Below are 14,433 nucleotides of genomic sequence, written 5' to 3'. Positions count from 1 at the left end.
GGGCGGGTTAATAGCCGAGTCCTTCGACGTCTGCGGCGAGTGCCGCGATGACGGTGTCGTATTCCCGCAAGCTCATCAGGTCAAGGGCGGTTCGCCCTTGGAATTCCGGCAGCGGGGTCGCGAGGAAGGTCTCGACGCCTTCAGGCGTGTAAACCAGGCTGGCGAGTTCGCTGATCTCCCGGATCTTGGCGAGATCCTTGATCGCGTCCGGGTTCCGCACGCCATCCTGCTTTTCCCAGCGCTCTAAGGTCTTGGCGCTCACCCGCAATATCCGGCCCATCGCCTCACGGGAGAGATGCAGGGACTGGCGGATCTTTTGCGGATTGATCTTGATGTCTCGTACGGCGTTCATCAGCGTCGCGATACGGGGTAGTAGGATGAGTAGCCACTACTCTAGGCAATGTCTAGACATTTGTCCAGATAAAAAATTAGACCTCATGCAACCGGCATTTCGCCTGACAGGACGGAAAACAGCCCAAGGCACTGCCAGGCGATCATGCTGTCTTGGTGGATCTTGGCGAGGTTGCACGTCGATTCCGGGATACCCGCCAGCCCCTCGGGACAGTAGCTCGCCGGCGACTGCGAGAAGCTGCGGGGTTTTAAGCCCATGTCGAGCTACTGCGATGCTCGGGGAGCCTCTCTGCGCTCTATACCATGTCGCCCTGGAAGTATTGCCAACTTACGGGGGAGCTTCAAGTCCGAGATCACGCGTCTCCAAGCTAAAGCCATCAAAAAACCCTTTCAAAACCAAACAAGGGTTTTCGTTTGATTTCCGTCTATTGACTTGGGCAGACTCGCCGCCAGGCGCGTTGACTTCTAGCTGATTCGTAACGTCCTCCGCGCGCTTTTCTGTTCTTTTTGTGAGGAGCGACCGTGGCTTTACTGTTTGCGCTCTTATTCATCTTTGCCCTGAGCCAATTGGGCAGCATCTCCCGACGCAGCAAGCGTCTGCTCGAACTGTGCGAGAACCTCAGGCGTTCGAACGAAGAGCTCTGCCGGCAACTCCAGACCTTAGGCGATCGCGTGGCGAGGATCGAAGGCACGATGGGCCTCGGGCACACTGCTTCCTTAACCGCGGACGAATCGGACGTCGCGCCGGACGTTCAGTCAGATGTGTGAGTGGTCTCACTGCCTCGACGTTCGATTCCGATAGCCGACTCAATTTCAAGGAGAAGCACTATGGTTTGCCCCAAATGCGGCGCATCGAATCCGAACACGGAACGCTACTGCGAACAATGCGGGAATCCGCTGATCGAGGCCATGGCGAGTGCGGGCCGGCGACGGCCGCTGGTGATATTGGCGGTGCTGGGGCTGCTGACGGCTGGAGGGGTTTATGCGGACGAGCGGGTTAACCTTCAACCGAGCGATCGAGAGTTGGAACGCGTGGAATCCTGCTCCGATGGCGGAACCCTTCGGATCGCGGGCGATCCGGCTTACAGCGGCCATCCGTGGCATCTGGTCGCGACCGTTCCGGAAATCCGCGAGCGGCACTTCGCCGTGACCCGCGCCGAAGAAAAGTGGGTTCAGGACATGAGTGGTCCGGCTTACTACGTCCGCCGATATGAGCGAAATGGACAGCGCGTACTCGTATGGGACCTTTGTAAGTCCCACGAGTGCAACGAATACGCGTTGTACGCGGCCTTCGATCTTGGTTCGAAGACGTATGTCATTGAACTCAACGAGAAGGGAAGAGGCCGTCGACTCGGGACATCCATTTCGGTTGCCGAGGCGGCCATCGCCTGCGCCAAGGCAGAGGATGCCAAAAGGAAATCGCAATGAATGCGCGGGCATGGCTATTCGTCGTGCTAGCCGCGGTGTCAGCGTGGGCAATCGCCGATATGTATCAAGCTTTCCTCGCGTCCCTCGCGCAACGCGAATCGAGTGGAGATCCGACGAAAACAAATGAATCGGGGCACCTCGGCCTGTATCAGATGAGCGAAGCCGCTCTCATCGAAGCCGGCTATTACCGGCCCGACGGCACCACCACAAACGACTGGAGCGGCCAATGGACGGGCAAGGACGGTATCTACAGCAAAAACGACTACTTGAACAGTTCCACGGCGCAGAACAACGCGGTCCAGGCTTATCATCACAAGCTTTGGAGCTATATCGAGGCTGAAGGCCTCGACCAGATGATCTCCCAGACGGCGAACGGTGCCCCGGTAACTCCTTCGGGTCTTCTCGTCGGCGCCCATCTCATCGGCGCCCATGGCCTTGCGAAGTGCCTCTCGTCCGGAACGGGCTGCGCCGACGGCAACGGCACCAAGGCGATGAGCTACATGACGATGCTCGGCGGCTATGACGTAGCCTCGATCACCGGCATCGTGGGGACCGGGTCCGGCGGTTCAGTCGGCTCTGGCAACGGCGGTGCCGGCGGGGGAGGCGGGGTTGGTTCAGGAAGCGGACATGCCGGTAATCCGCTCGCGGGTTACACGCCGCCGTCGAGCAACGAAGCCTTCTACCGCGGCGCCGGGATTGCGATGTCACAAATGCGACAGGTAATCCTCGAAACGCTATCCGTCATCTTGCTGCGCTGGCTCGCCTGGATCGCGCTTGCCCAATACTCGAACTGGCGGAACGGCGTCATCACCGTCATGCAGATGCAAAACAGCATCGTCCGCGCGGCGGCATTGGTATCCCTGATGCTGGTTGTCTTCCTTGCAGTATAGGAGGAGGGCTTATGAGCGTTGGGTCGTATCTTGAATTGTATCTCGCTGCACTTGGCTGGCATTTCTACGAGACGCTTTGGAGTTCGCTGCTCAATATCGGGCTGCTTTATATCCCTTTCATTGCAATGGCGGTCAGGGCCTGGATCGAAAGCTACGAAGCCGCCGGGGCCGAGGGCGCGGAACGGAACATCCGTGCCGCCGAAGTCTCGATCGCGACGATGTTTACGGTGGTCATGCTCGCGGGTTCGCCCTTCATTCCGCTTCAACCCTCGGGGCTCGTCTATACTCGGCCGTGCTCAAACGATGCGCCGAAGGGCGGCGCCTCCAACACGACCTACGACAGCGTGTTTACCGCTCTTGGCATCTCCGGGATTACCGGTCACGTGCCGGTGTGGTGGTATGGCGTCATGGCGGCCGCGGGCGGAGTGGTTAACGCCGCGGTCGCCGCGATTCCCTGCCAGAAGGACTTCCGGCTGTACCAATACAAGCTTGAAAACAGCCGGATCAAAGACCCGCAACTTCGGCGGGAGCTTCAACTTTTCACGCACGACTGCTGGTATCCCGCCCGGATGAGGCTCTTCGATAGCAAGCAGCCGCTGCCGAGCGGATACGACCCGTCGGACATCGACTGGCCGGGTTCGCAATTCTTCTTGGACACAAGTGGCTACTACGGAGTGAACAACATTAACCTTGCGACAAGGGCGAGCGAGGAAATACCGGGCTTTCCCTTCGATCCGCAACGGGATACGGAGTACGACACCGAGCATTATCCGGCGCCGCAGTGGGGCCGGCCCGAGTGCAAGGACTGCTGGGAGGCACAGACTTACGGGATCAGAGACCGGTTGATCCAAGAGATCGAAGTGGAGGCGTGGGCGCAAACCCAGGGGTGGGTGACCCAACTCATGAATGCGTTCGGCTGGGACGCCAGAAAGACCGAAGACGCTGCCCTTCGGTCAATGTGGACCATCGAGGACGGCAGGTTGAGCATGCCGGTGACAGCGGGTCTTGGGGATGCCGCCGGCGGACGATTGGCTAGAGCAGGCGCGACCGTTGGAGGGTGGTGGGAATCGGTCTTCTTTCAGTCGAAGATGTACGCCATTCGCGAAGCGGCGCCTGTCGGCCAGGCGGTTCTTCTGATGCTGATCTTTGCGCTGATGCCGTTCGTCCTGTTATTCGGCGAGTTTTCCGTCGGCACGCTCCTGACTTTGACGATTACTCTCTTTGCCGTGCGGTTCCTGACATTCCTGTGGGCGGCGGCCGTCTGGCTCGATAATACGCTCCAACAAGCACTCAACCCCACCGGCTGGTTCGACTTTGCTGCCGATAAGATGGACTACACCGTGAGCGAAGTGGTGATCGATCTCGTTACCGGCACGATGTTCACGATCGTGCCGGTCTTATGGGTAGGCATGTTGGGTTGGGCTGGATATCACGCGGGCGTTGGACTCAATTCCTTCCTAGAGGGAACAAACTCTAGTGCGGCCGCCACCGGCAGCGGCTTTGGAAACGCGCTCAGCCTTGTGAAGAACCGGTTTCGCGAGCTAAAACCCCCTAACAAGAAGTGATCGTTCACCCCAAGTACTTCTAAGTTCAAAGTAAACCGGGACTGGAATCAGCGTGATTTCAGGCCCATTTTTTGGCAGAAATTCGGCCAGCCACGACCGAGTTATTCAACTTTTTCCTTGCCGCAGGTCCCAATCGTAAATACCACCAGGTTGGCAGCCGTTGTCGCACTTGCCTGTAGCGTAGTTATAAATCCCGCCCATGCTATATTCAGACTCATCCCGTTTGTCAAAAGAAACATCTTCTTCAGCATCGTCCAGTGAGCCAAAAACCAGTTGCAGCAGCATCCAGCCACACGCGACGGCCACCGCGCGGACAAACACCGTTGGAGCAAACGTGAGGCGCATTGCCCGAACGGGAATGGTCCAGCGGCCCCACAGCTCTCGCGTGATGACCACATCGGTCGTTACCGTCCGCCAGAATTCGGCCGGACGCTGCCGCGTCAGGCCGTAGGCAGCCACAGTGATCCAAAAAAGGCCAATGGTGAGTAGGATGGTGTTCATCGGCATTCCTCCATGCCGGGGATCAGCGGACGTATAGACATAAAAATCGCACGGCAGTGCCGATGGCGCAAGTTCCAGCGTGAGAGACACCTACAAGCCGTCGATCTCGCTCAATTCATCAAGATGTTGGCCGATAATCGGCCGGCCAATCAGATCAATGGCGTGCTTGGCATTTCGTCCGCCGCATTCAAGCGCGGGCTCCGTGTCATCTGTGAGGTTGGCTGCTGCCGGATCGATTGCTCGCTCGGGCGGAATCATTACCGGGTAATGGATTGGGGTATCTTCAACGGTCATCGGCGTAGATCTCCTTCAGGCAGGCATTCTAGGCTTCCAATTCCTCCATCCGAGTTATCAAGGATGTGTCCATATCTCCATATTTCGCGCGCCACTTGTAGAACGTCGCCGAACTGACCCCCAACTCCCGGCACAACTCCGGCACCGCTAGCCGGCCTTCTACACGCTTCAACGCTTTCGATCCGGCCTGGGCCTGGCGCAGAAGTTCTCGGAGATCGTGGACGACCGCTTCGAAACAGCCCGCCGCAAGCCAACGCTGGGTCTGCTGATAGACGGCTTCCCAGGGCGGCAGGTCATGCGGTAACAGCCGCCAGGGCGCACCGGCCCGCACCAACCAGCGCAGACCATTGAAGATCTCACGCAGATCGTGCTGGCGTTGGGGCGCGTCCGCCTTCATCAAGATTAAATAAGGCACGACGAACATCCATTCGTCGTCCGACACATCGCTAGGATAAGGTTTACGAGTCATCATGCTCGTAATAACCACTTCTCCAGCAAAAAGTTCATAACACGCTCTAACCCTAAGCCACCGGCTTTCAGCCGGTGATTATTCGAGGCGAGTGGTCAGGAGCTCCTGGATGAAAGGGGATACTCGTTCCAACACCACATTTTCGCTAACGAATCTGCGAAGCAGGCTAAGTCCTTGCTCATCGGCGAACTGGAGTCCGGAAAGGTCAAGGTGCACATGCTCATATGCCGCGCGAGATTCACTCACCGCTGCTTCCAGCGCTGGGTTCCACGGCCCGATTAGCCTACCTTCCACGATCAGGCGAACACGGGTCCTGGAGTCTGCTTGGGCGGTGATTCGAAGCATGAACGCTGCATTTTGTGAGTGATCACGAGGAGAGTAGCGAATGTCGTGCCATTTCTTCGCCAAGACGCCGTCCGGCTAGGAACACTTTGGTTAGATGGCCGTGGCACCGGCGATGCAACCGCAAAGCCGCGATTCGTGCGGCGCAATGGGCTTGGTAAATCGTCCTCAACTATTCGAGGAGCCCGCGATAGTTAACGGCGCTCCTGGGTCAAACCGAGCTTTTTCATGCGGTACCGAAGGGTGCTGGGATGTAGGTCAAGAATGTGGGCGGCGCCATTGGGGCCCTCGATTACCCACCCAACCTTTTCAAGCACTGCCAGAATATGTTGCCGTTCGACCGCTTCCAGAGTGGCGCCGCTGGTCACGGCAAACCCTGCGTCAGGGGCAGGGTCGGTAGATCCCGGCAGCATTTCCGCGTCGATTTCTAGGAGTGGCCCATCCGCCAGAATAATGGCGCGCTCGATCACATTCTCCAGTTCGCGAATATTGCCCGGCCAGCGATAAGACTGCAGTCTTTGCAGGGATTTGCTACTGATACCCTCGATTTTCTTACCTATCCGGGGTGCAAACTTCTCGATCAAGAAACGCAGCAGCAGTGGAATGTCCTCTGTTCGCTCTCGAAGGGGCGGCGTGAATACGGGAAACACATTCAGTCGATAATACAGATCGTCGCGGAATGTCTTGTCGGCGACCGCCTTCAGCAGATCGCGGTTGGTTGCGGCGATCACCCTGACATCGACCTTGATCGGCGCTTTCCCGCCTACCCGGTCGAACTCCTGCTCCTGAAGGACTCGCAGCAATTTGACCTGGACTTCCAGCGGGATTTCGCCGATTTCATCCAGAAAAATGGTGCCGCCGTCGGCGAGTTCGAATCGCCCGATGCGCCTGGCGATGGCGCCGGTGAAGGCGCCCTTTTCGTGGCCGAACAACTCGCTCTCCACGAGGCCCGTCGGCAAGGCCGCGCAATTGACTTTGACTAAGGGCTTGTCGCGCCGATGGCTGGCGGAATGAATCGCGCGGGCGATCAGTTCCTTCCCCGTACCCGATTCGCCCTGGATCAGCACCGACGCGTCCGTAGGCGCCACGCGGCGGACGTTGGACAACACCGACTGAATCGCCGCGCTTCTCCCGACGATCTCCTCGAAGTTGTGGTCCGATTTGATTTCCTCCTGCAGATACAGGTTCTGCGCCTTCAGCTGGGCCTGTTCCCGCTCCATCAATACGCGATCGGTGATGTCCAGGAACATGGTACGGGTAAACTGTCCACTGGGGTCCGGCCGCGACCACCACTGAATCCAGATTGGCTGATTGTTGTCCCGACGGCGGAGTTCGAGCACCACGCCGCTGGTATCCGTTCCCCGGCCGATCGACGCGAAGGCCTCTTTCACCCGGCGCTGGGCTTCCGGGGTATTAGGCACGAACGACATACCCAGGGTGCCGGGTACTTGCTCGGGCGTGATGCCGAGTATGCGCATGGCGGTTCGGTTCGCCCGGATGAATCTGGACTGCAAATCTTCGTGGACATAGGCGATCGGCGCTTCATCGAACAGATCGCGGAAACGTTCCTCGCTCTGGCGAAGCTGCTTCAGCAGCCTTATGCGGTCCAGCTCCGCCGCGGCTCTGGCCGCGAAGATCTGGAACGTGAATAACAGCCGTGGTTCCGGCAGCATGGGCCGGTGATCGAAGATCGCCAGATGGCCAAGAATGCCGCCGTCAGCGTCCCGGAGCGGCACACCGAGGTAGCTCTCGACTCCCTCCTCCTTCGGAAACCGTTGCGAGACCCCTGCGGGGTAATGGCATAGCCCACCGCGAAGCACGTCCTCGCAAGGCGTGCCTGCCAGCTCCCATTCTTGGGTTTCGATCCATCGGCCGTTCTTCCAGAATGCCAACGAGCGGACCCGAGTCTCGGAATCGGCGAATTCCGCGACGAAGGCATTGGTGACTCCGGTGGCGAGGCAGAGGTTCCGCACCAGCGCGCGGAAGAACGCCTCCCCCGTGGCATGAGCGGTCCCTTCCACGATGGCGCGCAACGCCGCCAGTTCCAACGCATCGGTCGGTCCTGGCGGTTCTGAGGGGGAGAGTGTCGTAGGCGTGGAATTCTTCGGCATCTCGGTAGATTCCGGAAGTAAGGCCCCTGTCATTTCCCAAGGGAGGTACGACCCCAGCTCGATGCGCAGCACCTAAGCCGAGCGACCCAATCTACCTCGCGTAGTACCCGGCTTCAAGGGCCAGTCGATGCCGAAGGCCCAATCATCGCCCGACGGCATCCGGAGCATGCGGATCGCATGTCGATTGGCGAATGAAGACCGCGGTAGCCACCATATCTTGCGACCCCCACCAGATGTTGCGGCTTTCTCTGGAGATCTGCGGCGGTCCTGACCGGTAGCCCTTCTTATCCAGTGCTTTGATTTCTGCGGCTTACACGGGTTAACAGAGGTCGGCACGATTCTTGTGAAGGAAAAAGGGCGATATCCGTTCATCATCCCGATGACGGGAAAGCGCTCGATTCAACCCATTGCAAGAGGAGGGTAGCGACATGTCATTCACAAGATCTATTCGGGCCTGTGGGCTGGGGAGGGCGGTGAAACCCTTCTTATCATCCGACCTGGCCACTGCGTTATTGATGCCACAGCTTACGCTCATCATGCTCTGTTTCACATCGTTCATCCCGGCCATCGGCTTGGCCGATTCGGACGAGCGCCCCGACCATGAACGGAACGATGCCCAGGAAACAGTGTATACCCTGTCTAACGACGCTATCCAGAATGAAGTGCTCGCCTTTCGGCGCTACGGCAACGGCCACATGGAACCGGCAGGTCGTTTTACCACGGGCGGAACGGGAACCGGTTCCGGCCTGGGCAATCAGGGTGCGCTCGCACTGAGTCACAACGAGCACTATTTGTTTGCTGTAAACGCGGGCAGCAACGACGTTTCGGTGTTCCGGGTGAAACGCGACGGTCTAGTGCTCGTCGACCGCGTTGCCGAGGAAGGATCGACCCCAATCAGCATAACCGTTAACCGCAATCGGGTATATGTGGTCAACGCCGGGGACGATTCCATCTACGGTTTCCGGTTCGATCCCCGCGCCGGGAAGCTGCATCCCTTGCCCGGGTCCCATTGGAATCTCAGCGGGGAGGGCACAGCGCCGGCTCAAATCAGTTTCGGCCAGGAGGGCGACGCCTTGGTTGTCACGGAAAAAGTGACCAACAAAATCACCACATTCTCCCTGAGCGAAGACGGCACACCGGCGAACCGCCATGTTATCGATTCAGCCGGAACCACGCCGTTCGGTTTCGCCTTCGGCAAGCGCGAGCAATTCTTTGTCTCCGAGGCCCAGGGTGGTGCTGTCGGCGGGGCAACGGTCTCCTCTTATCAATTGCTGGAGGATGGAAGGGTGCAAGTGATCGATGGAGAAGTTGCGGTCGGTCAAACCGCCGCTTGCTGGCTGGCCATTACACCCAATGGGCGTGTCGCATTCACTGCGGACACGCCTGCCAATGCCATTTCCGCGTTCGCCTTCGACTCTGCGGGGCGCTTGTCGCTGCTGCAAACGAGAGCGGCCGAAGAAAACCGGCCGACCGACCTCGCTGTTTCTACGGATGGCACGGTGTTGTACACCCTCAGCGGCGGCGATCACAGCATTGGCATTTACCGCATCCGCAGGGGCGGTGCGCTCGAGAAACTGGAAAGCCTCGACTCCCTGCCCGCCGGCGTCACCGGACTAGTCGTTCGCTGAAGTGGTTGCTTTTGGTCAGCAAGCAAGCGCTGGGGCTTTCAACCCAGTGCTTGCCGACAGTTGATGACAACAGATTCGAACGAATGCAAGCCGCTCACTAGAGAGTCACGCCATGAAACACCTGTTTACGATCCCGCTTGCCCTGATGGTCGCCGTTCCGGCAATGGCAGACATGTCCGGAGAGACTTACAGTCGCTGGGTCGACGACAAAGGCGAAACCCGTCTGCCGGAAAATTACCGCACGACCTGGACCCACCTTGGATCCTGGGTGGTCGCCGACGAGAAGGCGCCAGGCAAGGGTTTTCATGATGTCTACACGCAACCAGAAGCCGCCGCCTACTATCGCCAGCACGGTCGCTTCCCGGATGGAGCCGTGTTGGTCAAGGAAATCCGCACACTGCAAACCGGGTTCAAGACCACCGGTCCGGCGCAATGGGCCGGGGAAAACGCAGTCTGGTTTGTCATGATCAAGGACGACAAGCGTCGTTTTAAGAACCACCCGCATTGGGCAGAGGGCTGGGGCTGGGCGATGTACGAAGCGAGCAACCCGGCGCTAAATACGTCAAAGAGCTTCACCGAGACCTGTCAGAGCTGTCATATTCCTGCCAGGGCGACGGACTGGGTGTTCGTCGAAGGTTATCCCACCCTGAAGCCTTGAGCTGATTCGTGGAAATCGGGTCATACACACTGCCGGAAGTACGGCTTCTATGCCAACGTGAATCCCGGAGTGGATCATCCGCGCTGGAGCCGGAGGCGCGAGTGGCGCCTCTTCGAGCTCTTCAAGCGCGAGACGCTGATGTTCAACGCTTGCTCTGAAGTGGCGTCCCTTACACCGGCATGGACCTCAGGATCGACTTCTGATGTCTGCGACGTTCAAGCTCTGGCTTTGGCGGCTCGCCGCATGGACGCTCGCATTCGCCATCCAGTGGACGATCGCCAGTAGGCGCGGGCCCATTTCCGCCGAATTCCTCGAGCACTACACGGGCGACTGGACCCTGCGGCTGCTGCTCGTGACGCTGGGATGACGCCGCTGCGCAGGCTCACGGGGTTGACCGAGCCGATTCGCGTACACCGCGCGCTGGGCCTGTGGGCGTACGCCTACCTGTGCCTGGATTTTCCCATCTACCTCGTCTTCGATCTTGAGTTCTCGCTTCGGCAACTCGGAGATGACTTGATCAAGCGCGCCCCCATCACGCTCGGCTTCGCCGCGTGGCTGATGCTGCTGCCGCTCGCGATCACCTCGATAATGGCTGGCAACGCCGCCTCAAGCACGATTGGAAGCCCTTGCACAAGCCGATCTATCCCGCGGCGCTTCTGGACGCGATCCACTATTTGTGGCTGGTCGAGGCCGATACGCAAACACCGGTGATCTATTTTTTTGGATTCCGCTGGTTTTGCCGGCGGTCCGTCTGCCAAAGGCCAGTGTCTTGCGGGCTGCTGATCCAAAGGCGCGTCCGCATGATGGCCGGACAAGGGATGGGTAGAAGCTGCCGGTGGGATAATTGCCTACCCACAGCGTCCTTGGGTACCACACGAGTGGTGAAATCTCATGCCTGGATTGCACGCGACTTTCGTCTTTTTCACCTCCGCGAACATCACGTTCTCCTTAACCCTTGGATCTCAGTCCTGGAGGCGTGTCTGCACAAAAGACCACAGGGTTGTAGCCGTGAAGTGGACGACCAGAGTGGCCAATCACGCGGGTTGGTACCCATCACCAAGGCTACGCTGGATATGCCCGATCAGGCCCACGAATAGTTGAGGTTTCCCTGCAAATGGCAGTGGGGACGATGGCCGAGAATTATGGCCGTATCTCCGTGTAGTGCATATGTCATGGATTTTATTGGTTGTTTTTACCCTTATCCAATACTGGCACGTTGATTGTTTTAACAGTTTCACGATCCGCCGGAGTTTGGTTCCGGAAGCGATCGCAGCAACCACAACACATCACTGCACTAGGAGACACACCATGAAATCGACCATGCGCTTCCCTAATTCAGTTCCGGCCCAATCCCGTCATCTGGCCCCCCGCCAGCACATCGGAACCCCTGTGTCCTCGCGGATTTCCGCCATTCGCGGCCAGCGCTGGATCAGCGGCACGGCCCTCGCGGCGGCAGTTCTATCCTGTAGCGCTGCCCTTGCGGAACCCGCGCCCGCGCGCTACCAGGTCGCTTTCGAGCGGACTTGGAGTTCCAAGACGCATCCAAAGGATTTCCCGTTGCTCGCGCACTTTTCTCCGGTCATCGGCGTAACTCACAACGCCGATTACTCGCCGTTCAAGGCCGGCGGCACAGCATCGCCGGGTGTTGAGCATCTGTGCGAGGAAGGAAAGCACCAGCCGCTTGATGACGAAATCCGCTCGGCCATTGCGGCCGGTGCCGCCGGGGTATTGATCGAAACGCCGGATCCGATACGGGACGTCCCGGGCAAGGCCGTTGCGAATTTTGAGATCAACCCAAGTCATCCAATGGTGTCGATCGGCGCGATGATCGCGCCCAGCCCGGACTGGTGCGGCTTTGCCGCCGACGTCATGCTGATGGAGAACGGCCAATGGGTCGGCAAAAAGTCCGTCACGCTTTACGCCTGGGACACGGGCACGGACTCGGGCACCAGCTATCGGGCTTTCGATAGCGACGCCGAGCCACGCGGAACTGTCCAGCCGAGCGACGCAGCGTATTTCTTGAAAAAGGACGGCAAGCGTAATCCGGTCGGCCAGGTCACCTTTGTCCGTCAGTAGTGCGGTTAACAATTTTCCACACCTGCCCGCCACGTTCACTGCGGCGGGCTACCTGGAGGATACTACCGTGAAAAATTCACTCAGAATCGCGGCCTGTGTGCTTGCCGGCCTGGCCTTTCCGGGCTGCGTGTGGATCTACCCCAGCGAACCGCTGCGCGCCCTGCCCAAGGGCGTGGCGCTGCCTCGCTACGAGGAGATCGCTGTCGACTTCTCGCATCGCTGGAACCGCGAGACATCCCACCACCTCACGGGAGCCGCCGTGCTGGATTTGGACGGCGACGGCCGCGAGGAGATTTTCGTGGGCGGCGGCGCCGGCCAACCGGACGCGCTGCTTGCGCTGCAAGATGGGCGGCTGGTGGACCGCATCGCCGGCACGGGAATTTCGTCTCCGGACCCGAAACCTGCGACCTACGGGTCCTGCGCAATTGATCTCGACGGCGATGGAGACGTGGACTTGATCGTGGCACGCGATGATGGTGTCACACTCTATGTAAACCAGAACCAAAAATTCCAGCCGCAACCCCTGCCGGTCGCATTACCCGTCAATTCAGTCCCGCTGGCGATCGCCGTGTCCGATATCGATCATGACGGTGACGGTGACCTCTACATCAGTGATTTCGTCGACCGCCCTCACTTCGTCTCGGCCACGTTCAACGTGCCCGAGCACGCCAAGACGAACCGCCTGCTGCGCAACGACGGCAATCTCCGATTCACGGACATCACGACACCAGTCACCGCCTCGAAGCAGAACACCTTCACCTCGATTTTCGTCGATCTGGATGGCGACGGTTATCAAGACTTGGTCCTCGCGCAAAACACCGGCCAGGTCGAAATCCTGCGCAACCTCCGCGATGGCCGCTTCGAGGCCGTGCCGCTCGCGTCGGGTTATGGCTTCTGGATGGGCGTCGCGGCGGGCGACATGGACGGCGACGGCGACCAGGATCTCGTGTTCTCCAACGTCGGCGATTCGTTCCCTGCTTTTGCTGCCAAAGGCGACCGCCATGATGACCAGGCTTACGCTGGCGGCTGGTTGTTGCTGCGCAACGAGGGCGGGTTCCGCTTCAGCAATGTCACGAAGGCGGCGGGACTCGGAGGACTTGGTTTTGCCTGGGGACCGGTATTCGAGGACGTCAATTTCGACGGGACGCTGGACCTCCTCGTATCCCAAAACTACGTCAAGTGGCCAGTCCACCACCTGTTCAAGTTTCCCGGGAAAGTGCTCCTCGGTGTCGGCACGACGCCGGATTTCTACCCTGCGCCGGTAGCCGAGAACCCCGCGTTCAGCAACTCGCCCGTCATCGCCGATTTCGACGGTGATGGCCGTCCGGACCTGTTCTGGCTCAACAATGACAGCCCGAGCCGGGCCTACTTGAACCGCAGCGACGACAACCGGGTCACGGTGATCCTGCCGGATACCGTTCGTTCGCTTGGCGCCCGCGCGTCGTTGGAAGGCTCGGGGGCCAAATACACCCGCGAGGTCGCTTCTGCTTCGGGGCTGGGCACCGATCAGACCTCAGCTCTTGTTTTTGGCCTGGGTCGAGGCACGCATGCCGAGCGGCTTGTGATCGCATGGGCAGACGGGAGCCAGACGGTCTTCGATCATCCGCCCGTGAACCGGCCGTTCCGGATTGACGGTCCCGTCACAGGCGCTACCTTGGACTCCGAAACCCACTCCGCCGCCAAATCGGCCAAGGGGCATCCGCACTGAAACGAAATCTACTCTCGATCGGTAGCCTGACGTTGCTGCTGTTCCTGCTGGATCGGCGTTTTCGCATTCTGTACCCTGAAGTCAATCTGGTGCGCGCCAGCTTGGTCGGCCTGACTGGATTTGCGTTTCTCGCTCCGCTCTGGCTGCTGCGCCGCCGCCCGTTCGATCCCTTGACCGGCGCATTATCGATTTTTGCATCGGCCTTCCTGAGCGTGCTGCTTATCCAATCCGGGCTCCTCGTTTCAAGGTCCAATATCTCCGGATTCATCCATGTCTTGATCCTCGCGGGGGCTTTTCTGATTTTGGACCGGATCAGCCGACGATTGCGGATTATCCATCGCAGTGACGGGGGCACGTGAGAAAGGTCGGACAATGACACTCGCTTAAATGCGAATTAAGGGCTGTCCGGCCA

16 protein-coding genes and 3 pseudogenes are annotated in these 14,433 nt (G+C 59.2%); 12 read left to right on the top strand and 7 right to left on the bottom strand.

The features are described 5' to 3' along the window. Positions 1-7: 7 nt before the first annotated feature. Complete coding sequence (locus B2A78_RS21805) at positions 8-352, bottom strand: helix-turn-helix transcriptional regulator (RefSeq protein WP_086132883.1); 345 nt, start codon at positions 350-352, stop codon at positions 8-10. 83 nt (positions 353-435) lie between these two features. Further along, entirely contained in the window at positions 436-609 is a 174-nt protein-coding gene (locus B2A78_RS26205; RefSeq protein ID WP_168175519.1) for a hypothetical protein, read from the bottom strand. A gap of 264 nt (positions 610-873) precedes the next feature. Between B2A78_RS26205 and B2A78_RS21800 the strand changes: the two genes are divergently transcribed. Genes B2A78_RS21800 through B2A78_RS21785 form a run of 4 tightly spaced genes read left to right on the top strand, consistent with a single transcriptional unit; the run spans position 874 to position 4,234 of the window. Then, the gene (locus B2A78_RS21800; protein ID WP_077732166.1) at positions 874-1,119 is read left to right on the top strand and encodes a hypothetical protein; all 246 of its coding nucleotides are present in this window, start codon (positions 874-876) and stop codon (positions 1,117-1,119) included. Between the two features lie 60 nt (positions 1,120-1,179). Next, complete coding sequence (locus tag B2A78_RS21795; protein WP_077732165.1) at positions 1,180-1,779, top strand: Ivy family c-type lysozyme inhibitor; 600 nt, start codon at positions 1,180-1,182, stop codon at positions 1,777-1,779. Then, positions 1,776-2,669, top strand: coding sequence for a DUF3262 family protein (locus B2A78_RS21790; protein WP_077732164.1), 894 nt, complete (start codon positions 1,776-1,778; stop codon positions 2,667-2,669). Before B2A78_RS21795 ends, B2A78_RS21790 begins: the two co-directional genes overlap by 4 nt. Positions 2,670-2,680: 11 nt before the next feature. Further along, complete coding sequence (locus B2A78_RS21785) at positions 2,681-4,234, top strand: conjugal transfer protein TraG N-terminal domain-containing protein (RefSeq protein ID WP_077732163.1); 1,554 nt, start codon at positions 2,681-2,683, stop codon at positions 4,232-4,234. A 105-nt stretch (positions 4,235-4,339) separates the two neighbouring features. On the opposite strand, the gene B2A78_RS21780 is transcribed toward B2A78_RS21785, so the two are convergent. The 5 genes and pseudogenes from B2A78_RS21780 to B2A78_RS21760 all read right to left on the bottom strand — a co-directional run bounded on the left by B2A78_RS21780 (position 4,340) and on the right by B2A78_RS21760 (position 7,951). Beyond that, positions 4,340-4,735, bottom strand: coding sequence for a hypothetical protein (locus B2A78_RS21780; RefSeq protein ID WP_077732162.1), 396 nt, complete (start codon positions 4,733-4,735; stop codon positions 4,340-4,342). 90 nt (positions 4,736-4,825) lie between these two features. Further along, complete coding sequence (locus B2A78_RS21775) at positions 4,826-5,029, bottom strand: hypothetical protein (protein WP_077732161.1); 204 nt, start codon at positions 5,027-5,029, stop codon at positions 4,826-4,828. 31 nt (positions 5,030-5,060) lie between these two features. Continuing rightward, a pseudogene (locus tag B2A78_RS26770) lies at positions 5,061-5,201 on the bottom strand (transposase); the annotation flags it as partial. Positions 5,202-5,219: 18 nt separating this feature from the next. Continuing rightward, a pseudogene (locus B2A78_RS26765) lies at positions 5,220-5,501 on the bottom strand (transposase); the annotation flags it as partial. A gap of 533 nt (positions 5,502-6,034) precedes the next feature. Continuing rightward, complete coding sequence (locus B2A78_RS21760; protein WP_077732159.1) at positions 6,035-7,951, bottom strand: sigma 54-interacting transcriptional regulator; 1,917 nt, start codon at positions 7,949-7,951, stop codon at positions 6,035-6,037. A gap of 428 nt (positions 7,952-8,379) precedes the next feature. Between B2A78_RS21760 and B2A78_RS21755 the strand changes: the two genes are divergently transcribed. From B2A78_RS21755 to B2A78_RS21725, 8 genes and pseudogenes are all read left to right on the top strand, one after another. Then, positions 8,380-9,579, top strand: a complete 1,200-nt coding sequence (locus tag B2A78_RS21755) for a beta-propeller fold lactonase family protein (protein ID WP_240502631.1) — start codon at positions 8,380-8,382, stop codon at positions 9,577-9,579. A 112-nt stretch (positions 9,580-9,691) separates the two neighbouring features. Continuing rightward, on the top strand, positions 9,692-10,237 hold the full coding sequence (locus B2A78_RS21750; RefSeq protein WP_077732158.1) for a cytochrome P460 family protein: 546 nt from the start codon (positions 9,692-9,694) through the stop codon (positions 10,235-10,237). A gap of 36 nt (positions 10,238-10,273) precedes the next feature. Continuing rightward, a pseudogene (locus B2A78_RS26760) lies at positions 10,274-10,440 on the top strand (mononuclear molybdenum enzyme YedY); the annotation flags it as partial. Next, entirely contained in the window at positions 10,440-10,604 is a 165-nt protein-coding gene (locus tag B2A78_RS26420) for a hypothetical protein (RefSeq protein WP_205780863.1), read from the top strand. The pseudogene B2A78_RS26760 and the gene B2A78_RS26420, both read left to right, overlap by 1 nt. Continuing rightward, positions 10,601-10,948 carry a ferric reductase-like transmembrane domain-containing protein gene (locus B2A78_RS26415; RefSeq protein ID WP_077732157.1) on the top strand — a complete coding sequence of 116 codons (348 nt, stop codon included), beginning with the start codon at positions 10,601-10,603 and terminating at the stop codon, positions 10,946-10,948. Before B2A78_RS26420 ends, B2A78_RS26415 begins: the two co-directional genes overlap by 4 nt. A 597-nt stretch (positions 10,949-11,545) precedes the next feature. After that, on the top strand, positions 11,546-12,313 hold the full coding sequence (locus B2A78_RS21735) for a spondin domain-containing protein (RefSeq protein WP_168175518.1): 768 nt from the start codon (positions 11,546-11,548) through the stop codon (positions 12,311-12,313). Between the two features lie 67 nt (positions 12,314-12,380). Further along, positions 12,381-14,021, top strand: coding sequence for a CRTAC1 family protein (locus B2A78_RS21730; RefSeq protein ID WP_143735272.1), 1,641 nt, complete (start codon positions 12,381-12,383; stop codon positions 14,019-14,021). A 32-nt stretch (positions 14,022-14,053) separates the two neighbouring features. Further along, complete coding sequence (locus B2A78_RS21725; RefSeq protein ID WP_077732154.1) at positions 14,054-14,380, top strand: hypothetical protein; 327 nt, start codon at positions 14,054-14,056, stop codon at positions 14,378-14,380. Positions 14,381-14,433 lie beyond the last annotated feature (53 nt).

Origin of the sequence: Methylocaldum sp. 14B, assembly GCF_002005105.1 — a bacterium.
GTDB lineage: Bacteria > Pseudomonadota > Gammaproteobacteria > Methylococcales > Methylococcaceae > Methylocaldum.
Note: the sequence above shows the minus strand (reverse complement) of the source record. Positions and strands in the feature narration are given on the sequence as shown.

Coding starts and splice junctions, on each gene's coding strand:
- B2A78_RS21805 (WP_086132883.1), bottom strand. CDS start 352: ATGAACGCCGTACGAGACATCAAGATCAATCCGCAAAAGATCCGCCAG.
- B2A78_RS26205 (WP_168175519.1), bottom strand. CDS start 609: ATGGGCTTAAAACCCCGCAGCTTCTCGCAGTCGCCGGCGAGCTACTGT.
- B2A78_RS21795 (WP_077732165.1), top strand. CDS start 1,180: ATGGTTTGCCCCAAATGCGGCGCATCGAATCCGAACACGGAACGCTAC.
- B2A78_RS21790 (WP_077732164.1), top strand. CDS start 1,776: ATGAATGCGCGGGCATGGCTATTCGTCGTGCTAGCCGCGGTGTCAGCG.
- B2A78_RS21785 (WP_077732163.1), top strand. CDS start 2,681: ATGAGCGTTGGGTCGTATCTTGAATTGTATCTCGCTGCACTTGGCTGG.
- B2A78_RS21780 (WP_077732162.1), bottom strand. CDS start 4,735: ATGAACACCATCCTACTCACCATTGGCCTTTTTTGGATCACTGTGGCT.
- B2A78_RS21775 (WP_077732161.1), bottom strand. CDS start 5,029: ATGACCGTTGAAGATACCCCAATCCATTACCCGGTAATGATTCCGCCC.
- B2A78_RS21760 (WP_077732159.1), bottom strand. CDS start 7,951: ATGCCGAAGAATTCCACGCCTACGACACTCTCCCCCTCAGAACCGCCA.
- B2A78_RS21755 (WP_240502631.1), top strand. CDS start 8,380: ATGTCATTCACAAGATCTATTCGGGCCTGTGGGCTGGGGAGGGCGGTG.
- B2A78_RS21750 (WP_077732158.1), top strand. CDS start 9,692: ATGAAACACCTGTTTACGATCCCGCTTGCCCTGATGGTCGCCGTTCCG.
- B2A78_RS26420 (WP_205780863.1), top strand. CDS start 10,440: ATGTCTGCGACGTTCAAGCTCTGGCTTTGGCGGCTCGCCGCATGGACG.
- B2A78_RS26415 (WP_077732157.1), top strand. CDS start 10,601: ATGACGCCGCTGCGCAGGCTCACGGGGTTGACCGAGCCGATTCGCGTA.
- B2A78_RS21735 (WP_168175518.1), top strand. CDS start 11,546: ATGAAATCGACCATGCGCTTCCCTAATTCAGTTCCGGCCCAATCCCGT.